The 26,613-nt window shown below is 58.5% G+C and carries 23 protein-coding genes, 4 tRNA genes and 1 pseudogene; 12 read left to right on the top strand and 16 right to left on the bottom strand.

Features of this window, described 5'->3' with window-relative positions; genetic code table 11:
* Positions 1 to 187 precede the first annotated feature (187 nt).
* From feoB to DW925_RS00510, 3 genes are all read right to left on the bottom strand, one after another.
* Positions 188 to 2,599, bottom strand: a complete 2,412-nt coding sequence (feoB, locus tag DW925_RS00500; RefSeq protein ID WP_117790133.1) for a ferrous iron transport protein B — start codon at positions 2,597 to 2,599, stop codon at positions 188 to 190.
* 586 nt (positions 2,600 to 3,185) lie between these two features.
* The gene (locus DW925_RS00505) at positions 3,186 to 4,649 is read right to left on the bottom strand and encodes a basic amino acid/polyamine antiporter (protein ID WP_117583088.1); all 1,464 of its coding nucleotides are present in this window, start codon (positions 4,647 to 4,649) and stop codon (positions 3,186 to 3,188) included.
* 109 nt (positions 4,650 to 4,758) lie between these two features.
* Complete coding sequence (locus tag DW925_RS00510; protein WP_117583089.1) at positions 4,759 to 5,535, bottom strand: dimethylarginine dimethylaminohydrolase family protein; 777 nt, start codon at positions 5,533 to 5,535, stop codon at positions 4,759 to 4,761.
* Between the two features lie 255 nt (positions 5,536 to 5,790).
* Between DW925_RS00510 and DW925_RS00515 the strand changes: the two genes are divergently transcribed.
* The gene (locus tag DW925_RS00515) at positions 5,791 to 6,441 is read left to right on the top strand and encodes a GntR family transcriptional regulator (RefSeq protein WP_117583090.1); all 651 of its coding nucleotides are present in this window, start codon (positions 5,791 to 5,793) and stop codon (positions 6,439 to 6,441) included.
* 113 nt (positions 6,442 to 6,554) lie between these two features.
* Here the strand turns inward: DW925_RS00515 and DW925_RS00520 are convergent, their stop codons facing one another.
* Positions 6,555 to 7,457, bottom strand: a complete 903-nt coding sequence (locus DW925_RS00520; protein ID WP_117583091.1) for an alpha/beta hydrolase — start codon at positions 7,455 to 7,457, stop codon at positions 6,555 to 6,557.
* Between the two features lie 246 nt (positions 7,458 to 7,703).
* On the opposite strand from DW925_RS00520, the gene DW925_RS00525 reads away from it, so the two are divergent.
* The 11 genes from DW925_RS00525 (at position 7,704) to DW925_RS00575 (ending at position 19,526) form a co-directional block, all read left to right on the top strand.
* Complete coding sequence (locus tag DW925_RS00525) at positions 7,704 to 8,267, top strand: PTS glucose transporter subunit IIA (protein ID WP_117583092.1); 564 nt, start codon at positions 7,704 to 7,706, stop codon at positions 8,265 to 8,267.
* 180 nt (positions 8,268 to 8,447) lie between these two features.
* On the top strand, positions 8,448 to 9,851 hold the full coding sequence (asnS, locus tag DW925_RS00530) for an asparagine--tRNA ligase (RefSeq protein WP_117790173.1): 1,404 nt from the start codon (positions 8,448 to 8,450) through the stop codon (positions 9,849 to 9,851).
* A gap of 249 nt (positions 9,852 to 10,100) precedes the next feature.
* On the top strand, positions 10,101 to 10,886 hold the full coding sequence (locus DW925_RS00535; protein ID WP_117790134.1) for a hypothetical protein: 786 nt from the start codon (positions 10,101 to 10,103) through the stop codon (positions 10,884 to 10,886).
* Between the two features lie 160 nt (positions 10,887 to 11,046).
* Positions 11,047 to 12,027, top strand: coding sequence for an ABC transporter substrate-binding protein (locus DW925_RS00540; RefSeq protein ID WP_117629248.1), 981 nt, complete (start codon positions 11,047 to 11,049; stop codon positions 12,025 to 12,027).
* A gap of 203 nt (positions 12,028 to 12,230) precedes the next feature.
* Positions 12,231 to 13,154, top strand: coding sequence for an ABC transporter permease (locus tag DW925_RS00545; RefSeq protein WP_006234992.1), 924 nt, complete (start codon positions 12,231 to 12,233; stop codon positions 13,152 to 13,154).
* On the top strand, positions 13,147 to 13,941 hold the full coding sequence (locus DW925_RS00550; RefSeq protein WP_055250279.1) for an ABC transporter ATP-binding protein: 795 nt from the start codon (positions 13,147 to 13,149) through the stop codon (positions 13,939 to 13,941). The genes DW925_RS00545 and DW925_RS00550 overlap by 8 nt, the downstream gene beginning before the upstream one ends.
* Before the next feature lie 192 nt (positions 13,942 to 14,133).
* Entirely contained in the window at positions 14,134 to 14,901 is a 768-nt protein-coding gene (locus DW925_RS00555) for a mechanosensitive ion channel family protein (RefSeq protein WP_117790135.1), read from the top strand.
* Positions 14,902 to 14,995: 94 nt separating this feature from the next.
* Positions 14,996 to 16,915 carry a BMP family ABC transporter substrate-binding protein gene (locus tag DW925_RS00560; RefSeq protein WP_117583097.1) on the top strand — a complete coding sequence of 640 codons (1,920 nt, stop codon included), beginning with the start codon at positions 14,996 to 14,998 and terminating at the stop codon, positions 16,913 to 16,915.
* Positions 16,912 to 17,622 (top strand): metallophosphoesterase, encoded by a 711-nt coding sequence (locus DW925_RS00565; protein ID WP_117583098.1) that lies wholly within the window; start codon positions 16,912 to 16,914, stop codon positions 17,620 to 17,622. The genes DW925_RS00560 and DW925_RS00565 overlap by 4 nt, the downstream gene beginning before the upstream one ends.
* A gap of 232 nt (positions 17,623 to 17,854) precedes the next feature.
* Positions 17,855 to 18,415, top strand: coding sequence for an RNA polymerase sigma factor (locus tag DW925_RS00570; protein ID WP_117583099.1), 561 nt, complete (start codon positions 17,855 to 17,857; stop codon positions 18,413 to 18,415).
* Positions 18,396 to 19,526: a DUF4179 domain-containing protein gene (locus DW925_RS00575; RefSeq protein WP_117583100.1), complete on the top strand. Its 1,131-nt coding sequence runs from the start codon at positions 18,396 to 18,398 to the stop codon at positions 19,524 to 19,526. The genes DW925_RS00570 and DW925_RS00575 overlap by 20 nt, the downstream gene beginning before the upstream one ends.
* A gap of 351 nt (positions 19,527 to 19,877) precedes the next feature.
* Here DW925_RS00575 and DW925_RS00580 read toward each other — a convergent pair whose 3' ends face one another.
* The 12 genes and pseudogenes from DW925_RS00580 to DW925_RS00635 all read right to left on the bottom strand — a co-directional run bounded on the left by DW925_RS00580 (position 19,878) and on the right by DW925_RS00635 (position 25,865).
* Entirely contained in the window at positions 19,878 to 20,528 is a 651-nt protein-coding gene (locus tag DW925_RS00580; RefSeq protein WP_233502585.1) for an isocitrate/isopropylmalate family dehydrogenase, read from the bottom strand.
* Positions 20,452 to 21,171 (bottom strand): annotated as a pseudogene (locus DW925_RS00585) (hypothetical protein). Before DW925_RS00585 ends, DW925_RS00580 begins: the two are co-directional and overlap by 77 nt.
* 312 nt (positions 21,172 to 21,483) lie before the next feature.
* Positions 21,484 to 22,191, bottom strand: coding sequence for a 50S ribosomal protein L1 (gene rplA / locus DW925_RS00590; RefSeq protein WP_022093892.1), 708 nt, complete (start codon positions 22,189 to 22,191; stop codon positions 21,484 to 21,486).
* A gap of 117 nt (positions 22,192 to 22,308) precedes the next feature.
* Positions 22,309 to 22,737 (bottom strand): 50S ribosomal protein L11, encoded by a 429-nt coding sequence (gene rplK, locus DW925_RS00595; protein ID WP_022093893.1) that lies wholly within the window; start codon positions 22,735 to 22,737, stop codon positions 22,309 to 22,311.
* A gap of 120 nt (positions 22,738 to 22,857) precedes the next feature.
* Entirely contained in the window at positions 22,858 to 23,394 is a 537-nt protein-coding gene (gene nusG / locus DW925_RS00600) for a transcription termination/antitermination protein NusG (RefSeq protein WP_099432095.1), read from the bottom strand.
* A gap of 3 nt (positions 23,395 to 23,397) precedes the next feature.
* Entirely contained in the window at positions 23,398 to 23,736 is a 339-nt protein-coding gene (gene secE / locus DW925_RS00605) for a preprotein translocase subunit SecE (protein WP_117583102.1), read from the bottom strand.
* Positions 23,737 to 23,812: 76 nt separating this feature from the next.
* A tRNA-Trp gene (locus DW925_RS00610) sits at positions 23,813 to 23,888 on the bottom strand.
* A gap of 13 nt (positions 23,889 to 23,901) precedes the next feature.
* Positions 23,902 to 24,051: a 50S ribosomal protein L33 gene (gene rpmG, locus DW925_RS00615; protein ID WP_022093895.1), complete on the bottom strand. Its 150-nt coding sequence runs from the start codon at positions 24,049 to 24,051 to the stop codon at positions 23,902 to 23,904.
* Between the two features lie 279 nt (positions 24,052 to 24,330).
* The gene (gene tuf, locus DW925_RS00620) at positions 24,331 to 25,521 is read right to left on the bottom strand and encodes an elongation factor Tu (RefSeq protein ID WP_117563790.1); all 1,191 of its coding nucleotides are present in this window, start codon (positions 25,519 to 25,521) and stop codon (positions 24,331 to 24,333) included.
* Positions 25,522 to 25,617: 96 nt separating this feature from the next.
* Positions 25,618 to 25,694: transfer RNA gene (locus tag DW925_RS00625), tRNA-Met, on the bottom strand.
* A 3-nt stretch (positions 25,695 to 25,697) separates the two neighbouring features.
* Positions 25,698 to 25,773, bottom strand: a tRNA-Thr gene (locus DW925_RS00630).
* 10 nt (positions 25,774 to 25,783) lie between these two features.
* Positions 25,784 to 25,865 (bottom strand) — tRNA-Tyr (locus tag DW925_RS00635).
* Between the last annotated feature and the right edge of the window lie 748 nt (positions 25,866 to 26,613).

The raw sequence follows: 26,613 nt of genomic DNA on the forward strand, positions 1-26,613 counted from the left end.
GGCATCGCGTAATGCGGTTAAATCGACCGACGATTGCAAGTATTTACGAATCCGTAAACGGCAGCAAATAGGCAGCGAACGGCAACCTGCAGCGTAGGACAGTCCCCGCAGGCCGACAATTACCGGTATTTTGGCTCATATTTATTGAATTGTTGCTCGCCCAAAAGCGCGGAGCATCAACGCGCCCCTAAGCCAACCCCAGCAATATGCCCGCCGAATGCACGACAAACGCCACGATCCAGGCGACCGTCACCTGAAACGCGAACACGGCAACGGCATAGCGCGCGCCCAACTCGCTCTTGACGGCGCCGATGGACGCCACGCAAGGCGGGTACAGCAGCGTAAAGACCAAGAACACGTAGGCGGTAAACGGCGAAAACATGGCTGACAGTGCCGCGGGAGAGGTTGCGCCCAAAAGCACCGTGAGCGTCGAGATGACGCTCTCTTTGGCAATAAGTCCCGTGACGAGCGCCGTGGATGCACGCCAGTCGCCAAAACCGAGCGGGGCCAACACCGGCGCGATGATGCTACCCAGACCGGCAAGCAAGCTTTGCGACTGATCGGCGACCACATTAAAGCGAATGTCGAACGTCTGAAGGAACCAGATGACCACGGTAGCGGCAAAGATGATGGTGAAGGCCTTGGTGATAAAGTCCTTTGCCTTATCCCATGCCAGCATCACCGTCGTCTTGACGCTCGGCAGGCGGTAGTTGGGAAGCTCCATGATAAACGGTACCGGGTCGCCCTTAAATGCCGTGCGATTGAGCACCAAAGCCGCGATGCAACCGACCGCGATGCCGATCAGATAGAGCGAGACCATGGCGGGTACCGTCGCCTGCGGGAAAAACGCCCCGCACAGCAGACCGTAGACCGGCAACTTGGCCGAGCAGCTCATGAACGGCGTGAGCATGACCGTCATCTTGCGGTCGTGCTCGGATGGGAGCGTACGGGTCGACATGATAGCCGGCACGGTGCAGCCAAAACCAACGAGCATGGGCACGAAGCTGCGGCCCGACAGACCAAAGCGGCGCAGCACCTTATCCATGACAAAGGCCACACGCGCCATGTAGCCGGAGTCTTCCAGAATGGAGAGGAACAAGAAGAGCACGACGATGATCGGCAGGAAGGCCAGCACGCTGCCCACGCCCGTAAGCACGCCGTCGACAGCCAGCGAGCGCACCACATCGTTGGTGCCGAACGCTTTGAGACCCGCATCGGCCGAGGCGATGATGGCAGCGATGCCGTCCTCCATGAGTCCCTGCAACGCCGCGCCGATCACGCCAAACGTCAGCCAAAAAACGAGGCCCATGATCACCAGGAACGCCGGGATGGCCGTATAGCGACCCGTCAGGATGCGGTCGATCTTGACGGAGCGCACGTGCTCGCGGCTCTCGTGCGGCTTGACGACGCAACGCCCGCACACGTCGCCGATAAAGCTAAAGCGCATATCGGCCAGCGCGGACAGGCGATCGGTGCCGGCCTCGCCCTCCATCTGGGTAATGATGTGCTCGATGGCGTCGAGTTCGTTGCGATCCAGGTGAAGTGCCTCGGTTACCAGCTCGTCGCCCTCAACCAGCTTGGTCGCCGCAAAACGCACCGGAATATGCGCCGTCGCGGCATGGTCCTCGATAAGGTTCGCGATGCCGTGGATGCAGCGATGCAGCGCGCCGCCGTCCGGGCCATCGGGCGCGCAGAAGTCCAGGCGACCGGGGCGCTCGCGGAACCGCGCCACGCGCAAGGCATGATCAACCAACTCGCCGATGCCCTCGTTGCGGGCAGCGCTAATGGGGACAACAGGCACGCCCAACAGGCTCTCGAGCAGGTTGACGTCCACGGCGCCGCCGTTGGCCGTCACCTCGTCCATCATGTTGAGCGCGATGACCATGGGGCGATCGAGCTCCATAAGCTGCAGCGTCAGGTACAAATTGCGCTCGATGTTGGTAGCGTCGATGATGTCGATGATGGCGTCGGGATGCTCATCCAGGATAAATTGACGGCTGACGACTTCCTCGCCCGTGTATGGCGACAGCGAATAAATACCAGGTAGGTCGGTGACGCTCGCCTCGGGGTGGTTACGGATGGCGCCGTCTTTGCGGTCGACCGTCACGCCGGGAAAGTTGCCGACGTGCTGGTTGGAACCCGTCAGCTGGTTGAACAGCGTGGTCTTACCGCAGTTTTGGTTGCCGGCGAGGGCAAAATGCAGCGGTGCGCCCTCGGGCACAGCCGTCTTTGCCGCACGGGGCGAATACGTCCCCTCGCCGAGTGCCGGGTGCTCCGTCGTACCGATTGCGGCGTTAACGCGCGGGCCGGTATCGGTGTCGTGCACGCCCACGAGCTCGATGCGCGCGGCATCGTCTTTGCGCAGCGTGAGCTCGTAGCCACGCAAGCGAATCTCGAGCGGGTCGCCCATGGGGGCGTACTTCATCATGGTGACTTCGGTGCCCGGCGTTAGGCCCATGTCCAAAATATGCTGTCGGAGTGCCTGATCGTCCGATGCCACCGATGCGACAACGGCGTCCTTTCCAATCTCGAGTGTATCGAGCTTCACGTCCGTGTTCCTCCCCCGGCGCCCACAGGGCGTTGTATTTATGTTCACCATGGCTAACCGTTTGCCATGGCTAACCAATTTTAACCATGCATGATAGCGCGAACATGCAACGATGTTCAATCAACAGATCGGTGCAGGGGGGATTCTGGGCCATTGCTTCCCAGACGGGCCTGCTGCGGAAACCGAATCCCACTCCGGAACACCTAAACGGGATGGGCTTTCCGGTTGAGGCATCTAGCGGAAACTGCAGCCCGGAATCGGCGCTCAGACTGGGATGCAATTTCCCAATGGAGCCCTCGGGGAAACTGCGGCCCGGAATCTGCTCTCGAAACGGGACGCGGTTTCCCCGAGGACCGAAGCAGCCGCCCGCCCCTCGACAAAATGATCCGTTCCCTCCGTCGCATGCGGAACATCCAAGGAGTGTCCCAGGGTGCCGGCACAATAGGAACGTCCCCAGCTGCCGGCAGCATTTCGCCGCAACAACAAAAGCCCGCGCTGGCAACAAATGTCACCTGCGCGGGCTTGGTGGGCGCTCACAAAGGCACGTTACAGAGGCCCACGTCAGTTATGGATTACCGAACGGCACCGGCACGCGATGCCTCCGTCGGCTTACCAAGCGATGAAGCTTGCCGCAGTCTTAGACTATCGGCGCAATGCCGGCAAAGTGCAGATACAGCGAAATGATTGCCACGACAATGACCACCGCTGCGATCAGCTTGTCGTGCAGATGCGGAAGCACCGGTTTACCACGGCCTCGCTCGCCCAGCATATAAACGGGAATGGCCGGAGCAAAAAGAATCGTCGTGATCATAACGCCCTGAAGACCCGTCGACCACACCAGGAACAATGTGTAGATGAAGCCGAGCGTACCGAAGAAGCGGGCTTTGCCGACGCTGGGCGCATGCGGCCCGTCCAGATGCTCGTTCTTCCAGCCAATCACCATGTAATAGGCAGCCGAGCAGACATACGGAACCAGAATCGTGTTGACTGCGCAGCTATAGAAGAACTGGTAGGTGCTCGCCGCCACATACGACACGATCAAGAAGAGCTGCGTAATGCCGGAGCTCACGAGAACCGTTACCACCGGGGCGTCGTGCTTGTTCGTCTTGGCAAACGCCAGCGGGAAGGATCCCTGGCGCGCCGCCTCGAACGGCGTCTCGGACGCAATGATGACATAGCCCAGCAGCGCGCCGACCAACGAAAGGATAACGCCAAGGTTTACGATGGCAGCACCAACCGGACCGATTGCGCACTCGAGAATTCCCGCCATGGAGGGCGTTGCAAGCTGTGCCATCTCCTCTCGCGGCATAATGCCGAGCGACAGCATAGAAATAATCAAATACAGGACAAAGACCGCCGCAAATCCGAGCGCCGTCGAGCGACCGACGTCACGCACGTACTTTGCGCGGCCCGAGATGACAACGGCGCCCTCGATGCCCGTGAAGACCCAGACAAGGGCAATCATGGTCGAGACAACCTGCTCGCCAAAGCCAGGACCAGCCGGCTCTCCCCAGAAGTTGTCCATAAAGATATCGACGTTGAACTTGCCCAGGAGCACAATGCTCAGCACAAAGAGTCCCAGCGGCACCAGCTTCGCCAAGGTGACAATCGTGTTAATGCCCGCAGCCTCCTTAACGCCACGAAGCACAAGGGCGGTAAGGAACCACAAAAACACGCTGGCGCAGACGATAGAAAGCAGGTTGTTGCCCGCGCCAAACGCAGGGAAGAAATAGCCCAGCGCGCTAAACAGCAAAAGTGCAAAGCTCACGTTGGAAAGGCATGCGCTGATCCAGTAGCCCCAGGCGGAGTTGAATCCAATGTAATCGCCAAAACCGGCCGCAGCGTATGCATAGATGCCACCGGTCAGGTCGGGACGGGCTTGAGACAAACCGTTGAACACCATCATCAACGCAAAGACGCCAATAAAGCAAATTCCCCACGAGACGATAACCGCACCGGTATTGGCTCCGCCTGCCGCCATATCGCCGGCAAGAGAAAAGATACCGCCGCAGATGCTCGCAGTGATGACCATCATGGTCAGACGGAAGAGATCCAGACCATTGGGGTCGATAATCTCGTCGTTAGAAGTTTTAGAGGCCATTGTATGTGCACCCCCTTCATCATGTGATCGAACGAAAGATGGCCCGGACGTCCCGAATCGGGTGCCGGGCCATCGGTCAAGCGATCATCAGACTGTTACAGCTATCGCGTTAGAAGCGCAGCGACAGGCAAGAAAGGCCGCCGTCGACCTTGCGATACTCGGAGGTGTCGACGACGAGTGTCTTGTAGCCCAGATCCTGCACGGCCTTGAGCACAGTCGGATAGCCCTCGGCAACGATGACCGTACCGTTGACCCAGATGCAGTTGGCGCCGTACGCCTCGTCCTCGGGCACGACGATCTTGTTGTACTGGGCAAAGTCAGGCTTATCGATGAACTCACCAGAGACGAGCATGTTGTTGTCCTCGATGTAGTTGACGCCCGTCTTGAGGTGCAGGACCTCCTCCAGCGGAACCTCAGAACCCTCGAGGCCCCAGCCCTCGAGAATCTCACAGAACTGGCGAATGCCCTCTTCGTTGGTACGAGCGGAGCGACCGACGTAGAAATGGTCACCGACCATCATGACGTCGCCGCCGTCAAGCGTGCCCGGAGAAACGATGTGCTTGACATGCTCGTCGTCAAAGAAGCGACGGACGGCCGGCTCAATCTCGTCCTTCTCGCCGTTGCGGCTATCGGCGCCGGGGTTGGTAATGATGGCGCCGCAGCGAGTGATAACGGCCGGATCTTCGACGAAGCAGCTGTCGGGATACTGCTCGAGTGCCGGCAGCACCGACACGTCAACGCCGCACTGCTCGAGCGCATGCTCATAATCGTAGTGCTCCTCGATGGCGCGCTCGTAGATGGGCTGGCCAAGCTCGGGGGCACTCGTGATGCCATTGCTCAGGGACTTGCCGGGGCGGCGGATGATGACGTGGCTGAACTTGGTCATGATGATCCTCCTTGGATCTCTTAGCAGAGAGCGGGACTTCTTCGCGCCCGCCTTCCTTTCGATGGCTTTATCTTAGGGCGGTTTTCCTGTTTTGTATATTGTATACAATCCTGAACGGTAGGTATTCTTCGGTAAGCGTATTCTTACGTATCGGCGCAAAGTAGCATGATTTAGCTGGTCGTTCTATAATTCAACTGAGCTATTCAAGTGAAACGTATTTGCTTTTAGAAATATACCGTTAAGGAACATAGGCTCATGGAAACGCTCAGAAAGCCCCTGAAGGACCACGTATACGACTATATTTCGAGCCGTATTGACGCCGGCGAGCTTTCGGCCGGCGACCGGCTGAGCGAGCAGGCGATCTGCGATGCCATGGGCGTGTCGCGCACGCCGGTCCGCGAAGCGCTCATCCAGCTCGCAAGCGACGGCTATCTGGACAATCTCCCCCGCCGCGGATTCCGCGTCCGTGGGTTCGATCAGCAAAACGCCGTTGAAGTCTTTGAGATTATGGGGCCGCTCGACGGGCAGGCCGCATATCTCGCCTGTCCGAATCTAACTGACGACGATATTACGCAGCTGAAATTTCTCGTCGGCTCCATGGACCTCGCGATCCAAGGCGGTCTCATCCGTAAGTATGACGACATTCAGCGAGACTTTCACCTTACGTACTTCAACCGCTGTGGCAACGACCGTCTGCGCGATATGATCTCGCAGCTCGAGCGTTGCTTTATCAAGCGCGATTACGAGACTGTTGACCAAGAGACGGCTTGCAAACTGCTCAATAAAGCCAACAACGAACATGCTCATATTCTTGAGTTGTTCGAAGCACGAGACGCGACGGGCGTGCGCGACTACGTTCGCGATGTCCATTGGAACACGGAAAACGCCCAGTTCACCGTTTGGTAGAAATACAACAAGGAAAGCTATCAGACGCCCATCTCACGAGAGTGGATAATCCCCCGTTTTTGTCGAAAAGCAGACCAAAAAATGGGAGATTATCCACTCTCGTGCTGCGCGGTCTAGAAACCGTGGCGCTCCAGGAAGCGGAAGGCTAGGCGAATCCATGGACGGACCGCCACCTGCTTGTCCTCGTTATCGACCGCGGTATTGGCGTTGCCGAGCGAAAGGCCGTGACCACCTTGGTCAAAGACGTGCATCTCGCATACGACGCCCTCCTCGGCCATGCGCTGGGCAAACGGGTAGACCTGTGCGATCGGCGCCGTCTTGTCGTCGGACACGCCCCACACAAAGGTTGGCGGCATCTGACGCGAAACATGTGTGGTGGGGCAGATATCGGCCAAATGCTCGTCAGTTGCCTCGCCACCCGTCACCATCGACAGGTAGTCGTTGAGCAGATCGCGCCCCGTCTTGCCACCCGTCTTGGGCACGCGCAGGTCGATGCGCGGGTCGCGCGTCTGCATGTCGCGCACATAGGCAAAGTCGAGCAGCGGATAGCCCAGCACTACGGCATCGGGACGAATGTCGTCCGGACGCGCCCCTGCCAGGCCCGCGAAGGGACCAGCCTTCCATTGTGTTGCCAGCGAGGCGCAGATCATACCGCCCGCAGAAAAGCCCACGACGCACACGCGCTTGGGATCGACATGCCACTCGTCGGCATTCGCACGCACCGTGGCGACCATCTTGGCAAGATCTGCCTGCGGGTGCGGAAAACTTACGTCACCCGTGCCGCTCGTCACATAGTTGAGCACAAAGGCCTGGTAACCGTGATCCAAAAACGCAAACGCCACGGGATCCTGCTCATGCGGAGCGATATGCGTAAACGCACCTCCGCCGCAGATAATCACCGCGGGGCGGCGGCCATTGGGCTTGTCGGGCAGCGGCTCGGCACCCAGATACGTAAACGTCGCCGGATAATCCTCGGTCGGCTCCTCGCCCCACAGCGCATGGTTCTCAATAATCATAGGTGCTCCCTCCGTGCGATTCGTGCGCACTCGTTTTTCGCACCTTAGCGTACCCCACTTGAGCCCGCGGCGCAGAAACACCCCCGCAATAAGTTGGCCTTCAACTGATATATCACAAAATCGCTGTTCAGAGGTATCGTTGGACAGCGTAAAATAGGAGCGCTGACCGTGCTGGGAAACACGTACGAAACGTTTCCGGCAAACCACACGCGTGCAACATGCGCGCCTGATACGTTGGAGGCATCTATGGGTCTGCTCGATTCGCTCAAGTCCACGTTCACTTCGTCGGGCGAGGCGTCCGTTCCGCCCGCAGCAAGCTTCGCCACCCGCGAAGGCGTCATCTACGCTCCTGTCAACGGCGTGCTCGTCAATCTGAGTGAGGTTCCCGACGAGACCATCGCCTCGGGCATGCTCGGCCAGGGCTACGGCATCGAGCCCATTACCGGCACCATTTACGCCCCCGCTAACGGCCGTATCGGCGCCACCACCGTCACCAACCACTCCATCGGCATGATCACCGAGGACGGTCTTCGCGTGTTCATCCATGTTGGCCTGGGCACCGTGGAAATGAACGGCAAGGGTTTTGCCCGCTTCGTCGAGATGGGCGACACGGTCAAGGCCGGCCAGCCGCTCATCAGCTTCGACCGCGACGCTATCAAGGCCGCCGGTCACGAGGACATCGTGACCGTCATCATCTCTGAGCTCGACCGCCTCAAGAGCATCGACCACGTCGGCGAGTCTGGCACGCTTATCGGCGGCAACCCGCTCGTCAAGCTTGGCGACCCGCTGCTGGTAGCCAAGACCAAGTAGCCAGGTCCCGCGCACACAGCCAAAAGGCACCTCGTCAAGCGCCCGCGACCATTTGGCCGCGGGCGCTTTTCGTTTGAAAAACCATCCCGCCAATGCCTTATCTGTATAGCCCAAATGAGCCGAGCTGCTAGAATATCGAACTGTATGGATAACTATCATTCAACCGTTATGGGAGGATACGTGAACCGCACCAAAATCGCGCAGCTCTATGCCGATGCCGAGTCGCTCGGCGGCCAAACCGTCACCGTTGCCGGCTGGGTCAAGTCCGTCCGCGACATGAAGAACTTTGGCTTCGTTACGCTCAACGACGGCAGCTGCTTCCGCGACCTGCAGGTCGTCATGAACCGCGATGCACTCGACAACTACGACGAGATCGCCCATCAAAACGTCTCGGCCGCACTCATTTGCACCGGCACCGTCAAGCTGACCCCCGATGCGCCCCAGCCTTTCGAGCTTTCTGCCACCTCCATCGAGATCGAGGGCGTCAGCGCCCCGGATTACCCGCTGCAGAAGAAGCGCGCAACCGTCGAGTTCCTGCGCACCCAGCAGCACCTGCGCCCGCGCACCAACCTGTTCCGCGCCGTCTTCCGCATTCGCTCTGTCGCGGCTGCCGCCATCCACCGCTTCTTCCAGGAGCAGGGCTTTGTCTACGTCAACACCCCCATCATCACCACGAGCGACTGCGAGGGCGCCGGCGAGATGTTCCGCGTGACCACGCTCGACCCCAAAAATCCGCCCCTCACCGAGTCCGGCGAGGTCGACTGGAGCCAGGACTTCTTTGGCAAGCATGCGAGCCTCACCGTGTCCGGCCAGCTCAATGCCGAGAACTTTGCCATGGCCTTTGGCGACGTGTACACCTTTGGCCCCACCTTCCGTGCCGAGAACTCCAACACCACGCGCCACGCCGCCGAGTTTTGGATGATCGAGCCCGAGATGGCCTTTGCCGACCTTAACGACTATATGGATAACGCCGAGGCCATGCTCAAGTATGTCCTCAAGGACGTCATGGCAACCTGCCCCGACGAGCTCAATATGCTCAACAAGTTTGTGGACAAGGGTCTGCTCGAGCGCCTGGACCATGTCGCCAACTCCGACTTTGCCCGCGTTACCTACACCGAGGCCGTCGAGATCCTGGAGCAGGCAGTCGCTGCTGGCCACCAGTTTGATTACCCCGTCAGCTGGGGCATCGACCTGCAGACCGAGCACGAGCGCTTCCTGACCGAGGAGCACTTTAAGCGACCGACTTTTGTGACCGACTACCCGGCCGAGATCAAGGCCTTCTACATGCGCATGAACGAGGACGGCAAGACCGTCGCCGCCGCCGACTGCCTGGTGCCGGGCATCGGCGAGATCATCGGTGGCTCCCAGCGCGAGGAGCGCCTGGATCTGCTCGAGGCCCGCATCAAGGACCTGGGCATGAATCCCGAGCAGTACAAGTACTACCTTGACCTGCGCCGCTACGGTTCCTGCAAGCACGCCGGCTACGGCTTGGGCTTCGAGCGCTTGGTCATGTATCTGACCGGCGTGGGCAACATCCGCGACGTCCTGCCGCACCCGCGCACCGTGGGCAACGCCGACTTCTAATCGCCACAGCGCCACCAAACGCGTTCCAGCGCATCACGCCAGCGCCTCTCGGCAAGCCGAGGGGCGCTTTTTTCAACAGTATCCGTCAAGCTTTTGGCAAGATTTTGGTCAGTTGAGCAGGGCTGTTGAAAACTCGACCCGCCGCTTGCCGACGACTACCGACCGCCCGGAGCGTCCTGCACCCCTGGGAAAGCCCCGCGCCCTAGGCTCCATACCGTCGCCACCCAAAACGGAAAGGACGTGGACGCCATGACCGAAACCGCTGTTGAAACTTACGAGACCACGACGAGGGGCGCCGCCTCGATGGCAGCCTATCGCGCCGTTCGCATCCTGCAACTATTAAGCGAAAACACCGGCGAGGACAAGGCCATGCTTTCCGATGAGTTGATCCGGCGTCTCGCCCATCCCGACGACCCCGCCCGCATGCCCATCTCGGCGGCGCGGCGCAGCATCTACACCGCCATCTCCGCACTTCGCCATGCCGGATACGAAATTGAATACAAGCGCGGCGTGGGGTATCGGCTCTTGACCCGTCCGCTCACCGACGAAGAGATCATCCGGCTCCACGGCATGGTCATGCGCAACCGCTCTACGCCCATCGCCATTCGAAAAAGCATGGCGCAGCACCTGGTCGCCATGGCGAGTGCCGACGTTCGCGGCTACCTCGATGCACCCGAGCCTGCTCCAAGCGCAGGCGACAAATCCACCAAGGCCACACGCACGCCCGTCAAGCGCATCGATGCCTGCGAGCTCATCGAGCAGGCCATCGACCACGGAACCACGGTGAGTTTTGATATTTCGAGTGTCACGGCACGCGGAGAGGTCGAAGTGGCGCGGATGACACTCCGGCCCTTTGCCATCAAGCAACGAGACGGCATCTCGTATTTGCTGGGAACGGTCTATGACGCGCGAGGCGCCGACGACACGCTGCGTACCGTTGAGATCGGCCGCATGAGAAACGTCACCACACGTCTCCTCGACGGCAAGAAGCTCTTCGCCGCCCTGGACGAGGACGACGCCGCCTCCGCCGCATAAGACCCTCCGCCGCCCATTCGACTACCCGTACCGCCCATCCGATTCTGTATTAAAAAACCCGCCAGGCTGTTGTAAAAATGGACATCAGCGCTACTATAGTTCCACTTGCACTTTGTCCCAGTGCAGTGTTTCCAGCCATTTTTATACTGGGGGTAATGATATGAAGGACATCACCATCAGCCGCAGGAGCCTTCTGGTCTCCGCCGGTCTGCTCGCGCTCGCCCCGCTCGCCGGATGCGGCGGCAACTCTGGTTCCGGCTCTGCTGCCGCCGGTTCCGACTACACCATCGGCGTTCTGCAACTCACCGAGCACTCCGCACTCGATGCCGCCAACGACGGCTTTGTCAAGGCCATCAAGGAGAGCGGCCTTAAGGTCAAGATCGACCAGAAGAACGCCCAGAACGACCAGTCCACGTGTAAGTCCATTGCCGACAAGTTTGTGGGCGACAACGTCAACCTGATTTATGCCATCGCCACGCCCGCCGCGCAGGCTGCCGCCGGCGCCACGGCCGATATCCCCATCGTGGGCTGTGCCATCACCGACTACGCCGCCTCCGGCCTGGTCCAGGACAACGACAAGCCCGGCACCAACGTCACGGGCGCTTCCGACCTCACCCCAGTCGCCGAGCAGCTCGAGATGATGCAGAAGGTCCTGCCCGACGTTAAAAAGGTCGGCCTGCTCTACTGCACCGCCGAGTCCAACTCCGACGTCCAGATCAAAGCCGCCAAGAAGGAGCTCAACAAGCTGGGCCTCGAGTACACCGATTTCACCGTCTCGAGCTCCAACGAGATCCAGTCCGTCGTCGAGTCCGCCGTGGGCAAGGTCGACGCGCTCTACTCCCCCACCGACAACACCATCGCCGCGGGCGCTTCGCAGGTCGGTCAGATCTGCAAGGAGAACAAGCTCCCCTTCGTGACTGGCGAGGAGGGTATGTGCATGGCCGGCGGCCTGTTCACCCTCTCCATCAACTATGAGGACCTGGGCTACGCCGCGGGCGAGATGGCCGTTAAGATCCTGAAGGGCGAGGCCAAGCCCGAAGACATGCCGATCAAGCACCTCTCGAGCAAGAACCTGGTCGTCGTCAAGAACGACGAGATGGCCGAGGCGTTGGGCATCGACCTTTCCGCCCTGGACGAGTAGCACCATGCGCCGTAACGCATCTAGGGTTCGTTCTCGCCCATAGCTGCGTTATTCAATATCTGAGCCATTGGGGCGAACGTCATAGACCGGCGTTCGCCCTGCTTGTTTCAGATATAACAAAACGTTTGCCTGCCGTTCTTATATTCATTGTTACCGCTATTATGGAACATCACGTGTCCACCCTATCCTAGGAGGTATGAAGCATGCTCATTGCATTGCAGGGCGCCGTTTCGCAGGGCGTCCTCTGGGGCATTATGGTGCTTGGCGTGTTTATCACGTTCCGCCTGCTCGACATCCCCGATATGACCTGCGACGGCAGCTTTGCCCTCGGCGGCTGCGTCTGCGCCGTACTCATCGTCAATAACAACGTCGACCCGCTGCTCGCCGTGCTGGCCGGTATGTGCGCCGGCGCCATCGCGGGCGCCGTCACGGGCATTCTGACCACCGTCTTTGAGATTCCCGCGATCCTCGCCGGAATCCTCACCCAGATCAGCCTGTGGTCCATCAACCTACGCATCATGGGCAAGTCCAATACGCCCATTCTTGCCAAGGGCACCGTGTTCTCGGCCGTCAGCAATATGACCGGTCTGCCGCAGTCCACCGTTGCCATCATCTTGGGCATCCTGCTCGCCGTGGCTATCGTTGCCATCCTGTATTGGTTCTTTGGCACCGAGATCGGCTCGGCGCTGCGCGCCACCGGCAACAACGAGTACATGATCCGCGCCCTGGGCGTCAACACCAACTCCACCAAGATGATCGCCCTCGTGCTCTCCAACGCCCTCATCGGCCTTTCGGGCGCGCTCATCTGCCAGAGCCAGAAGTATGCCGACATTGGTATGGGCACCGGTGCCATCGTTATCGGTCTTGCCGCCATTGTTATCGGTGAGGTGCTCGGCCGTCTGCTGCCCGGCGGCCTCACGCAGTTTAGCGTCCGTCTTGCCTCCGCCGTCTTTGGCTCCGTGGTGTACTTCCTTATCCGCGCCATCGTGCTGCAGTTGGGCATGGACGCCAACGACATGAAGCTGCTCTCCGCTGTGATTGTCGCTGTGGCTCTGTGCGTGCCCGTGGTTTGGGAGCGTTATAAGCTCCGCAGCTCCTACACGAAGGGGGATGAGGCAGATGCTTAAGCTCTCGCACGTCAAGAAGACCTTTAACAAGGGCACCGTCACCGAAAAGCGCGCGCTCACCGGCGTCGACCTCACCCTGAATGACGGCGACTTTGTAACCGTGATCGGCGGCAACGGCGCCGGCAAGTCCACGCTGCTCAACATGATCGCCGGCGTGTACCCGCTCGATTCGGGCGTTATTGAGCTCGACGGCACCGATATCTCGCGCCTGAGCGAGTCGCAGCGCGCCAAGTACCTGGGCCGCGTGTTTCAGGACCCCATGCGCGGTACCGCTGCCGACATGCAAATCGCCGAGAACCTGGCCCTCGCCAAGCGTCGCGGCCAGCGTCGCGGCCTTTCGTGGGGCGTCACCAAGGCCGAGAAAGATGAGTACGTTGAGCTACTCAAGCGCCTGGACCTTGGTCTGGACACGCGTCTCAACGCCAAGGTCGGCCTGCTCTCGGGCGGCCAACGCCAGGCGCTCACCCTGCTGATGGCCACGCTCACCAGGCCGCGCCTGCTGCTGCTCGACGAGCACACCGCGGCCCTCGACCCCAAGACGGCCTCTAAGGTGCTCAACCTGACCGAGGAGATCGTCGACGAGAACCACCTGACCACGCTCATGGTCACGCACAACATGAACGACGCTATCCGTCTGGGCAACCGTCTGATCATGATGCACGAAGGCCACGTGATCTACGACGTGGCCGGTGACGAGAAGAAGTCGCTCACCGTGGCCGACCTGCTGCAGAAGTTCGAGGAGGTCTCGGGCGGCGAGCTCGCCAACGACCGCATGCTGCTAAGCTAAACCTACCAAAAAGGGACAGGTTTATTTTGGCAGGTTTTATCTGCGCAAACGTCAAAACCGCCGCAAAGGGACAGACGCCCTTGCGGCGGTTTTCGCTAACCCCCATATCGAGCACAGAAGCCCGTCCGAATTTGATCGGACGGGCTTCTTGATGGGTATCATGGTTGGACGATCATTAGGAGGTTTCTCTACATGGAATTGTTTGAGCCGATTCTTCATTTCTTTGCACAACGATGGGTCCACAACATTATCTGGGCAGGTATCTTGGCCATCGGCACCGCCGTTGCCGCCAAGGTCGCGTCCAAGACCCTGTACCACCTGCTCAACCGCGACGATAACCCACTCCCTTCATCAAGCATCTTCATCAACATCGCGCGCGCCGTCATTTGGATGATCGGCGGCAGCTTTATCCTCGACAACTGCTTTGGCATTAATGCAAACGCCCTCGTCGCCGCTCTTGGCGTCGGCGGCATCGCCATCTCGCTCGGCTTTCAGGACACGCTGTCAAACCTTATCGGTGGCATGCAGGTGACCTTTATGGGCATCATCAAACCCGGCGACAATATCGAGGTCGGCGGCGTGACGGGCGTGGTCCAAGATATCACCTGGCGCCATACGACCATCGAGGACGCCTGCGGGCAGACCATCATCGTCCCCAACTCAAATATCTCCAAGAACACGCTCGTGCACCTCATGCCCTTTGGGCGCGTTGCCGTGCCCGTTGCCGTAAAGGACACGTCCAAGTGGACCTCGTTGGACGCGCTGGCAGATGAGCTTACCGACGCCACCAAGGCCGCGGTGCTTCCCATCTCTGGCTTTGACAAGGAGCCCTACGTGCTCTTTAGCGAGATCGGCGACTTTGGCGTCAAGGGCAAAATCATCTTTATCGTCAGCGACGACAGCACCACTTTCACGGCAGCCGACGCTTGCATCCGCGCCATCGCCCCCATCATCGCCTAAAACCACCGCAAAGGGGACAGGCACCATTGTGGTGGTTTCGCATCGTGGTACCATGGTTCATATCGTTGTTTAAACGACTAAGGGAGTAGACACCATGGAAGAGGCCTATCGTCAAGCGCGCAAGCGCGGCGAACAGGGACGCCGTCGCGCCATCAGCCAAAGCGAGCATCCATATCTTACGGACCTCGACAGCTTGGTCGCCCAGCTTCCCTGCGGGCAGCGCGAGAACATCGGCCTGCGGGACATTCCGCTCGAAATGGTCGTCGGCACGGTTACCAAAGGTCGCCAGTCCGCCTTTTCGTGTAACTTTATGCCGCTGCTCCCCTGGAATACCGAATTCGCCCGCAAATGGTCCAACCTCTACGATATCCAAATCTCCGAGGGCTACCGCGACCCCATCATCGTCACCGAGTTCATGCACCGCTTTTACGTCCAAGAGGGCAACAAGCGTGTCAGCGTCCTCAAATTCCTTGACGCTCCGACGGTTTCGGCCAAGGTGACGCGTCTGTACCCCGGTAAGTGGGATTCCGTCGAGAGCCGCCTGTACGGTGAGTTTTGCGCCTTTTGGTACGTATGCCCCCTGTACGAGATTGAGTTTTCGCGCGAGGGCGGCTACGAGATGCTTGCCAAAATGCTCGGCCAAGATCTTGTCGAAAAATGGCCTCAAAAGAAGGTCGACTACCTACGTCACACCTTCCTGCTCTTTAAGCGCGCCTATCTTCGCGCGGGCGGCGACCACTTGGACATTACGCCTGCCGATGCCATGCTCGTCTACCTCAACGTCTACAACCAGGACCGTCTGCTGGATACGCCGACGGATATCGTCGTCAACCGTCTGTGCAAGATTTGGCGCGAGCTTGTCATTGCCGGCAAAAGCGACGAGGACAAAGTCGATCTTGTCGAAGCGCCGCAGCCCAACGAGAAAGAGGGCGCACCGACAAAAGCTACCTCGGGCGTGCTCAACTTCTTTATGAGCAAGACCGTCTACTCCACTGCCAATCCCATGCGAATCGCCTTTATCCACGAGTTTCCCTGTGCCACGTCGAGCTGGGACAGCCTACACGACCAGGGCCGCCGGTATCTTGATGAGCACTTTGGCGGCATCGTGCGCACCGAGGCGTTCGAGGACTGCCACGATTCGGACGTGTTCTACGCCGCCGTCGAGACAGCCGTAAAGCACGGGGCGAACGTCATCTTCTCGACCTCACACCGGCTCATGGAATACACGCTCAGGGCGTCAGTCGAGTATCCCCAGGTGCGGTTCCTTAACTGCTCAATCGGCCTTCCCCACCAAAGCGTCCGCTCGTACTTTGGAAAGATGTACGAGGCCAAGTTCCTACTGGGCGCCCTTGCCGCCAGCATGGCGGACAACCACCGCATTGGCTACCACGCGTCGGTCTTCGCCTCGGGCGCGCTCAGCGAGATCAACGCCTTTGCGATTGGCGCCTCGCTGCTCGACCCCCGCGCGCAAATTATCCTGACCTGGGGCGATGTGCCCGCCGGAGGCCTTGCCGAGGCCATGTGCCGCGAGGGCGTGAGCGTCATGACCGGCGCTGACATGTCAAAGTCGCTCGAAGACCCTACGGCCTACGGACTTCACCGCCTGGTCGATGGCAAGGTCGCCGGCATCGCCATGCCGGTATGGAACTGGGGCCGATACTACGAGCTTATCGTGCGAAGTCTGCTGCACGGCACCTGGGATGAGACCAGTGACAACAGCCAGGTTCGCGCCGTCAACTACTGGTATGGTATGAGCTCGGGCGTCATCGACATTCGCTACGCTCCGGGCCTGCCCTATCAGACGCGTAAGCTTGTTCAGCTGCTCCGCAATGGCATCGTCGAGGGCTCCATCAATCCATTTGGCGGCGAGCTCCATAGCCAAGACGGCGTGGTGCAGATCGAGGGCTTTCCCCCGCTGCCGAGCACGCAAATCGTCGAGATGGACTGGCTGGCTGACAACGTTATAGGCTCGATTCCGCAGCTCGATAACGAGCCGGAGGTCCGTGCCCTATGAATATCCTAGCCATTGCCGATGTAGAGGAGCGCTGCCTGTGGGAATGTTTTCGCAAGGAGCGCTTTGAGGACGTTGACCTGATTCTATCCGCAGGCGACCTGGATCCGGACTATCTTGAGTTTTTGGTCACTGTCATCAACAAACCGCTTGTGTACGTTCGTGGCAACCACGACGACCGCTACGCGCGCCATGCACCGGGCGGGTGCATTTGTGTTGAGGACAGCGTATATGTGTACCGAGGTATTCGCATTGCGGGTCTGGGCGGTTCCATGCGCTACCGCGACGGCGCGAACATGTATACCGAGCGCGAGATGGCAAAACGCATGCGCAAGCTATCGCGAAAAATCGCACTGGTAGACGGATGCGATATTCTACTTACCCATGCACCCGTCGCAGGCATGGGCGACCTGGACGACCTGCCGCATCGAGGGTTTGAGTGCTTTAACACAGCGCTTGAGTCCTGGGGGGCCGACTACATGGTGCACGGGCATGTGCACCAATGCTATGGTCGCGACTTTCAGCGTGAGCGCCAGCATGCATGCGGGACAACAATCATCAACGCGTGCGGCTATACGCAGTTTGAGCTGGATGAAGCGCGCTACCCCATCCGTGGCTGGCAGGCAGCCTGGCTCAACTCGCAAACCATGCGCCGCGAGCTCAAACGCCACGAAGCAATCGAGTCTTCAACCGCCAGAACCCCCTGGTAACTGCCAACAACCACCACGAAGGGGATAGGCACCTTTATGGTGGTTTTGCTGACTCGTCCGACCTGTCCATCACGGTGCTTGTGTAATTAACGAGAACACTCATTGTTTTGTAAGGACGGCGCTCACGTGCCGTCTTTTTTTGTCAACTTATGCAGTCTCGACCGTGTTGTATGTAGAGGGACCTCGCGAGACGCCTTCCCTATATCCACCACGACCAATTGGAGGTGACACTATGCCTGCACGCCGTAACCGCAATAGCACGCTCCGATGCGATGCCGATCAGATCGAGCGGGAAGCAAAGCGCTTGGTCGACACGTATTCCGACCTCATCCTTCGATTGTGCTATTCGGCCCTTGGATCCGCTGACGACGCTCAAGACATCTGCCAGGACACGCTGATCAAGATTCTCCAACGCACTCAACCGTTCGACTCGCTCGAACACGAACGTGCTTGGGTGATCCGAGTCGCACTGAACGCATGTCGCGATATCGGCCGTACGCACGCGAATCACCCGGTTGTCGACCTCGATTCGCTCCCCGATTTCTGCGCACCCGTAACACATACCGAGCAAGAATTCGCGCAACGCGACTGCGCCATTCTTTCCGCTGTCACGGCCCTGCCTCAAGCACAGCGCATCGCCATCTTTTTGCACTACTACGCAGGCATGAGCATCAGGGAAATCGCAGACGCCGTTCACGCGACGCCAGCTGCAACCGCCCAGCACCTTAGCCGCGGACGTGCGTCACTTCGGCTTTCCTTGAAAGGAGACCACAATGACTACGAATTCGAATGACTATCGCCACGCCCTGGAGCACATTTCGTTTACCGATAATGCGAAGCAGCACATGGCAAACTCGATTGCTCAGTCCGTCGCCTCGAGCGATGCGGCGACCGCTCAAAGCAACTTTAATGGCACGCGACGCAAGCCGCGCATCGCCCGCCATCCCGTAAGAACAGTCGCTCGCATTGCCGCTGTAACGGCAGTCCTCGCTATCGTCATTGGAGGCGCTGGCACGGCTATGGCAACAGGCGTCCTGCCGCTTCCTTCTGACATGCTTTCCGACATCTTTGACGGACCTGCTTCTCAAACCGAGATCATCGACCGTATTGGCCGGCCCGTCGGTGCTAGCTGCTCCAACAACGGAGTCACCGTGACCGCCGACGCCATCATGGGCGACAAGGATATGGTTACCATCGCCTATACGCTTACGTTCGACGATCCCGCTGCCCTGAAAAAGCTTTCCGAGCCGGGCGAGAACGGAACTATCGCCGGAAGTGTCGATGGAAACGTATACGTTGATGGCGAGCATGGCGGCCAAGGCCAATCATGGCTCATTGACAAGAACCCCAATGACTCCAGCATTCAATACTTTGCACAGTTCAGCGTTGAATCACCCGGCCTTATGGGCAGGACCGTCCGCACGCATATCAACTCTCTCGTTGTGCCACGTGCTGGCAAAGAGCTTCCCGAGTATAAGAAAATACTTACGGGCCCATGGGATCTTAAGTTCCAGCTGAATTACGAAGATACATCCGTTACGATTCCCGCGCCCAAATCGGTCAACTTTAACGGCACCAAGGCGACGATTCAAGAGGCCACCGTATCCTGCGTTGGCGTTTCAGTCCGCTACAACATAGATCGTTCCATCGAACACGACAACAACAGCGGCAAGATGTCTCAAAACATGGAGGAGTCTATGGATGCCGTTGGCAACATACCCCTCATCGTGACGTTCAAAGACGGTCATGTTGAGGACGCAACCAGCTACAGCGGCTATTTCGCAAATAAACTGGATAACGGCACCACTGATGTCCACAAGACCTGGCCGTTCTCGCAAGTTTGTGACACAGACAAGATTGCAAGCGTACAAATTGGCGATACGGTCATTCCCATGAATTCGTAACGCTACGCGGCTCGTATATGCACCCGGTTCCGCACTTCGCGTCTAAAGATGCGCTGTCATCGAGCAGCGTGAGCGCAAGGCCGCCCGTATGGTCGGCTGGGAACACCTCGTTGCGCTAAAAACCACCACGAAGGGGACCGGCACCTTTGTGGTGGTTTTGCTGACTCGTCCGACCTGTCCCAACGGTTTGTCTCAATCTGTAACAGGTAGGGCCCAAATAATCGGTTAGCTGTTACAGATCGAGACAGACCACGGATGCTCGGCCGAAAATCTCAATCTGTAACAGGTAGGAACGATTTTGCCCCTTAGATGTTACAGATTGAGATATTTGACAGCTTGAATCGGCATCGCCTACAGCGCGGCGACGACCTTGTCGCCCATCGTCGTGGTGCCGAGGATCTTATCTGCCGGGGTGTTGACATCGGCGATGTCACGGGTGCGCCAGCCCTCGTCGAGCACGCGCGCCACGGCGCTCTCGATCCACGCGGCTTGCTCGCCCATGTCGAGCGCGTAGGTCAGCAGCATCGCCACCGACAAGATTTGAGCCAGCGGATTGGCCACGCCGAGCCCCGCGATGTCAGGAGCGCTGCCAGCGCTCGGCCCAAACAGCGATACGCCATCATCCAGCGAGGCAGAGGCAAGCATACCGAGCGATCCGGTAATCTGAGCCGCCTCATCGGACAGGATGTCGCCGAACATGTTCTCCGTCACCACGACGTCAAAGTCTGCCGGTCGACTGATGAGCTGCATGGCGGCGTTGTCGACGAGCAGGTCCTCAAGCTCCACGTCGGAGTACTCCTCGTCTTGCACGCGATGCACGATCTCGCGCCACATGCGGCTCGTCTCCAGCACGTTGCGCTTATCAACGCTCGTCACCTTGCCGCGACGTTTGCGCGCCGCCTCAAATGCCTGGCGCGCAATGCGCTCAATCTCGTACTCGCGATACTCCATCACGTCGACCGCACGCTGACCGGCCGCACCCGCAGCGCCCGCGCAGGTCACGGATGCGGGCGCCAAAGTCCCACGGCATGTTGTAGCCCATCGTATCGGGGATGTTCACGACCGTGGCACCGGCCTTTACGGCCGCCTCGATAATGCGCACCAGAAACTCCTGATCGGAGCGGCCGGCATCCTCGGCATAAAACTCAACATCGTCAACGAACTTGCGAGCATGTTTGACGGCATGGATCGCTCACTCAATTGCCCTTTCCTCAGTCATATGGAGCTTGTCGCGCAGGTGACTGGTGCTCACACCCAGCCCTGTATGGATACGGGGCCTCTGGGCCGTTTTGAGCGCCTCTGCAGCCACTTCGATATCCCTGTCGACAGCGCGCGTCAGGCCGCATACCGTGCATCGGTCGCCCGCAATCTTGCCAATCTCCTGTACGGAGCGAAAGTCACCAGGACTCGAGATGGGAAAGCCCGCCTCGATAACGTCCACGTTCATGCGCACCAGCTGGCGGGCGATGAAGAGCTTTTCCTCGGTATTCATGCTGGCGCCCGGCGACTGCTCACCGTCGCACAGGGTGGCGTCAAAGATTGTGATTTTGCGGCTTATATGTTCCTCCTGATTGACCGTTTTATGACAGATGGCTTTCAGGAGAGAGAGAAGGCCTAGAGATAGAAAAATACCCATGTCGCTCATCACGCCTGAAAGCGGCAGACGATAGCGCACCCGGGTACAACAAATCGTTATAGCGAGATTACAACCCTAGCGCGCTATCCAATCTAGTAGCGCTAGGCCTAGGAGCTGTTGCGTGTTCTTAAACATGTTGGGCTCCCTTCGGCCTCGGGTAGAACTACATCGCGCTAAAGTACAACACAAGTAAAACCACCACAAGGGTGTCTGTCCCCTTCGTGGTGGTTTCGTTGACTCAAAAGCAAGAAACCCCGTCCCGCGCGAGGCAGAACCGGGTTTCTTTAGCAATGCTTGCTTTGTTCAGGCAGTAACTAGCAGTTACTCAGCCAGGAAGTCACGCTGGACAGCGGGATCGACCTTGACGCCAGGGCCCATGGTGGAAGACACGGAGATGGACTTGACGTACTTGCCCTTAGCAGAAGAGGGCTTGACACGCAGGATCTCGGTGTACAGGGCGGCGTAGTTCTCGACGAGCTGCTGCTCAGAGAAGGACTTCTTGCCCAGGGGCACGTGGCAGATGCCGTAACGGTCGGCACGATACTCAACGCGGCCGGCCTTGAGCTCGGAGACCATCTTGGCGACGTCCATGGTCACGGTGCCGAGCTTGGGGTTCGGCATGAGGCCACGGGGACCAAGAATCTTACCGATGCGGCCAACCTTGGCCATCATGTTCGGCGTGGCGATAGCGGCGTCGAAATTGATCTCGCCCTTCTGGATCTGGGCGACGAGCTCGTCGGAACCGATGATGTCGGCGCCGGCAGCCTCGGCCTCGCGGGCCTTCTCGCCCTCGGCGAAGACGGCAACACGAACGGTCTTGCCGGTGCCGTGGGGCAGGGAGATGGAACCACGGATGTTCTGGTCAGCCTTACGAGTATCGATGCCCAGACGGAAGTGGGCCTCGACGGTCTCGTCGAACTTGGCGGTATCAAGCTCCTTGATGAGCTTGGCAGCCTGAAGGGGGGTGTAGAGCGTGGCGCGGTCGATCTTCTCGGCAGCGGCGTTATAGCTCTTACCATGCTTAGCCATGTGCATTACCTCCTGTGGTTAAACGGGCGTGAGCCCTCCCACATCGTATCGTGTGCCCTATTGCACACATATAACGGGCGCCCCGGTCGGAGCACCCGTCATTACCTAAAGAAATCGCTACTCAGCGATGGTGACGCCCATGGAGCGGGCGGTACCGGCGATGATCTTCTTGGCGGCATCAATGTCGTTGGCATTGAGGTCCGGCATCTTGATCTCGGCGATCTTGGTGAGCTGCTCCTGGGAGAGCTGACCAACCTTGTCGGCCTGGGGCTTAGCGGAACCAGACTTAAGGTTCAGCTCCTTCTTGATGAGGTGAGCCGCCGGCGGGGTCTTGGTGATGAAGGAGAAGGACTTATCCTCGTAGACAGAGATCTCAACGGGGATGATGTCGCCCTTCTTGTCCTGCGTCTCGGCGTTAAAGGCCTGGCAGAACTGCATGATGTTCACGCCAGCAGCGCCCAGGGCGGGACCGACGGGAGGAGCGGGGTTAGCTGCTCCAGCAGGAATCTGGAGCTTAATGACGTTGGCAACCTTCTTCTCAGCCATGGTCATTCCTTTCGAATCACGAGTGTGAAGTACTTGCTATATCGTAAGCACGCACGTGTTAGAAGCACTCCTGAGATGAGCAGTCACAGAAGAAGCACGCTCGCGCGAACGGACGAAAACTTAAGCGATGACAGCGACCTGGTTAAAGTCGAGCTCGACCGGCGTCTCGCGGCCAAAGATCATCAGCGTGACCTTGAGCTTGCCAGCCTCGGTGTTAACCTCGGAGACCTTGCCATCAAAGTCGGTAAGCGGGCCATCGGTGACGCGGACGGACGTGCCGACCTCAATATCAACCGAGGTGCGCTTGGGCGAATCGCCCTTACCGGGACGACGAGTCATCTTGTTGTACTCGTCGCGAGAAAGCGGAGCGGGCTTGCCGTTGCCGCCCAGGAAACCGGTGACGCCAGGCGTGTTACGAACGCACGTCCAAGCATCGTCATCCATCTCCATGCGGACCAGGACATAACCCGGGAAAATCTTGGAATCCTTGGTCTCACGCTTGCCACCCTCTTTAATCTCGGTGACGCGCTCCATAGGAATCTCGATATCAAAGATACGGTCCTGCATGCCCATAGTCTCGATGCGATGCTCGAGATCGGACTTAACACGGTTCTCGTATCCAGAGTAAGTGTGAACGACGTACCAACGCTTAGACATGGTTTAGCCCCTCAATCCAGAGAACAGAGCAAGAGCCTCGCCAAAGCCAGCATCGAGCAGAGCGATGACGACGCCGACGACGATCAGAGAAGCGCAAACGACGACCGAGTAGTTCACGAGCTCCTTCTTATCGGGCCACGTGACACGCTTCATCTCGGACTTGACCGAAGCGAAATACTTCTTGGTGCGGGCGAAGAAACCAGGCTTCTCGTTCTTCTTGGACTTCGCAGCCTTCTCGTTCTTCTTGGCAACGGCCTTCTTGGCCTCAACCTTGGAGTTGGCGGCAGCGTTGTTGGCAGGTGCCGGCTGCTGAGCCTTCTTCTTGTTCTTCTTGTTGGCCATTTGGGTTACCTCCGCGCAATGCGCTTATACATGAGTAAACCGTAAGCCCCCAATTGGGAGCTTACGGAATAATGACTGGCACGCCAGGAAGGACTCGAACCCTCAACACTCGGTTTTGGAGACCGATGCTCTACCAATTGAACTACTGGCGTATGTGACTAGAGACTAGCGAGTCTCTTTGTGCAGCGTGTGGTGACGGCACCAGGGGCAATACTTCTTGATCTCCATACGATCAGGCATGGTCGACTTGTTCTTGGTGGTCGTATAGTTGCGGCGCTTGCACTCAGTGCACGCAAGAGTAACTAGAGTACGCATGTATCCTGAACCTTTCATTTCCGCCCCGTACGGGCACGAGTTGTTACTTTATCAGCTCCACGTAAGTGCTGTCAATGAAAACCTCGAGTCAATTGGTTCTCGGTGGATCCATTCATATTTGGAACACATCAATGAAGCCATCGAGAGCTAATCGACGGTGCATCCAGGACCATTATCAATCCTCTCGACACCAGCAACGGCTCAATATCCATCGCAGAAAAGAACCCGGCACCCATATAAGTGCCGGGTTCTCTAAGTCAGCTATATCAAAGAGCTAATTTACTCAATGATCGTGGAGACGATGCCCGAACCGACGGTGTGGCCACCCTCGCGGATAGCGAAGCGCAGGCCCTCCTCCATGGCGATCGGGTGGATGAGGTCGCCCTCGATGGTGATGTGGTCACCAGGCATAGCCATCTCGGTGCCCTCGGGGAGCTTGACCGTACCGGTAACGTCGGTGGTACGGAAGTAGAACTGAGGACGATAACCATCGAAGAACGGGGTGTGACGGCCGCCCTCCTCCTTGGTCAGAACGTAGATCTCGCCGGTGAACTTGGTGTGCGGGGTAACCGAACCGGGCTTGCAGAGAACCTGGCCGCGCTCGATGTCCTCGCGCTTGATGCCGCGGAGCAGCAGACCGACGTTGTCGCCAGCCTCGCAGAAGTCCATGGACTTACGGAACATCTCGATACCGGTAACAACGGTGTTCTGGGTATCCTTGATGCCGACGATCTCGACGGGCTCGTTGAGCTTGAGCTCACCGCGCTCGACACGGCCGGTAGCAACGGTACCACGGCCGGAGATGGTCATAACGTCCTCAACGGCCATCAGGAACGGGAGGTCGTTGTTACGAGCAGGCGTCGGGATGTACTCGTCGACAGCGTTCATGAGCTCGCGAATGGCGTCCATCCACTTGGCGTCGCCCTCGAGAGCGCCCAGAGCGGAACCACGGATGACGGGGATGTCGTCGCCGGGGAAATCGTACTCGGAGAGAAGCTCACGGGTCTCCATCTCGACGAGGTCGATGAGCTCGTCATCGTCAACCATGTCGCACTTGTTCAGGAAGACGACGATGTAGGGAACGCCGACCTGACGGGCGAGCAGGATGTGCTCGCGAGTCTGAGCCATGGGGCCGTCGGTAGCGGCGATGACCAGGATAGCGCCGTCCATCTGAGCAGCACCGGAAATCATGTTCTTGACGTAGTCAGCGTGGCCCGGGCAGTCAACGTGAGCGTAGTGACGGGCAGCAGTCTCGTACTCGACGTGGGAGACGGAGATCGTAATGCCGCGCTCGCGCTCCTCGGGAGCCTTGTCGATGTTCTCGAACGCAGTGAAGTCAGCCTTGCAGCCCTCGGTCTCGGAGAGAACCTTGGTGATGGCAGCGGTCAGCGTGGTCTTGCCGTGGTCGACGTGACCAATGGTGCCGATGTTAACATGCGGCTTAGTGCGCTCAAACTTCTCTTTGGCCATAAAGCCCTCCTCTAAACAGGTCGTCCCCGGACGGGACTTTGCCTTTATACCATAGTGGCCTCTCAACATACTATTGAGAAGCCACCGTGTTACCTATGGTAGCGGTGACTGGATTCGAACCAGTGACGCCACGGGTATGAACCGTGTGCTCTAACCAACTGAGCTACACCGCCGGATGGAGCCTGCAACCAGACTTGAACTGGTGACCTCTTCGTTACCAACGAAGTGCTCTACCGACTGAGCTATACAGGCACTTGACGGGTGGGAGCTATAGGATTCGAACCTATGTAGGCAGAGCCAACGGGTTTACAGCCCGTCCCCATTAACCACTCGGGCAAACTCCCAATCGTTCAAGTATCCGCAGGTTCTTTGGTCTTTTGGACCGCCGCCCCCGCGAACGAAAAAGATAATACGATGCAACCTTGGGGGCTGTCAACGAAAACCTCTAGATACACGGTTCCGGGCGTATCTATATAGCCGTGACCTGCGGTTTTGTTGAGTTTGGATGTGAAGGACAGTGGTTTTGGATACAGAGGTGACATTTCCCAAGGTAACACTTTGGCGTAGTGGAGTACACCTTCAGGATCGAACTTCGATAACAGCCTATTTGCACCTATATATAGGTCGAGATCGGGATTCCGCGGCAGATTCGAGCGTGGATTATCTCCCGTTTGAAATCGAGCGTGGATAATCTCCCACTTTTGGCGTGTCTCCAAGGCCAAAGTGGCAGATTTTCCGCGCTCGTTCGTCCGATAATCCACGCCCAAGGTGAACGGCTGGGTTCGCTCCCGCCTTTGTCTCGATCTGTAACATTTAGAGAACATTTTCTCCCCTATCTGTTACAGATTGAGATACCACGCAGCGACCCCGGCTTACGTCTCATTCTGTAACAGTAAGAACGGTTTTCAGCCTCTTCGTGTTACAGATCGAGATGTTATCGGCCGTCCCTTGGCAATGTCTCGATCTGTAACTATAAGGAGGGTTTTCAGCCCGCCCGTGTTATAGATCGAGACAAACCTGAAGCTTGGTGGGAGTCAAACCCGCTGACATGTCAACATAAATAGAAACGGGCCCTGTCCCAATTGGAGACAG

The organism is Collinsella sp. AM43-1, from assembly GCF_003467925.1.
In the GTDB taxonomy this organism is placed as follows: Bacteria; Actinomycetota; Coriobacteriia; order Coriobacteriales; family Coriobacteriaceae; genus Collinsella.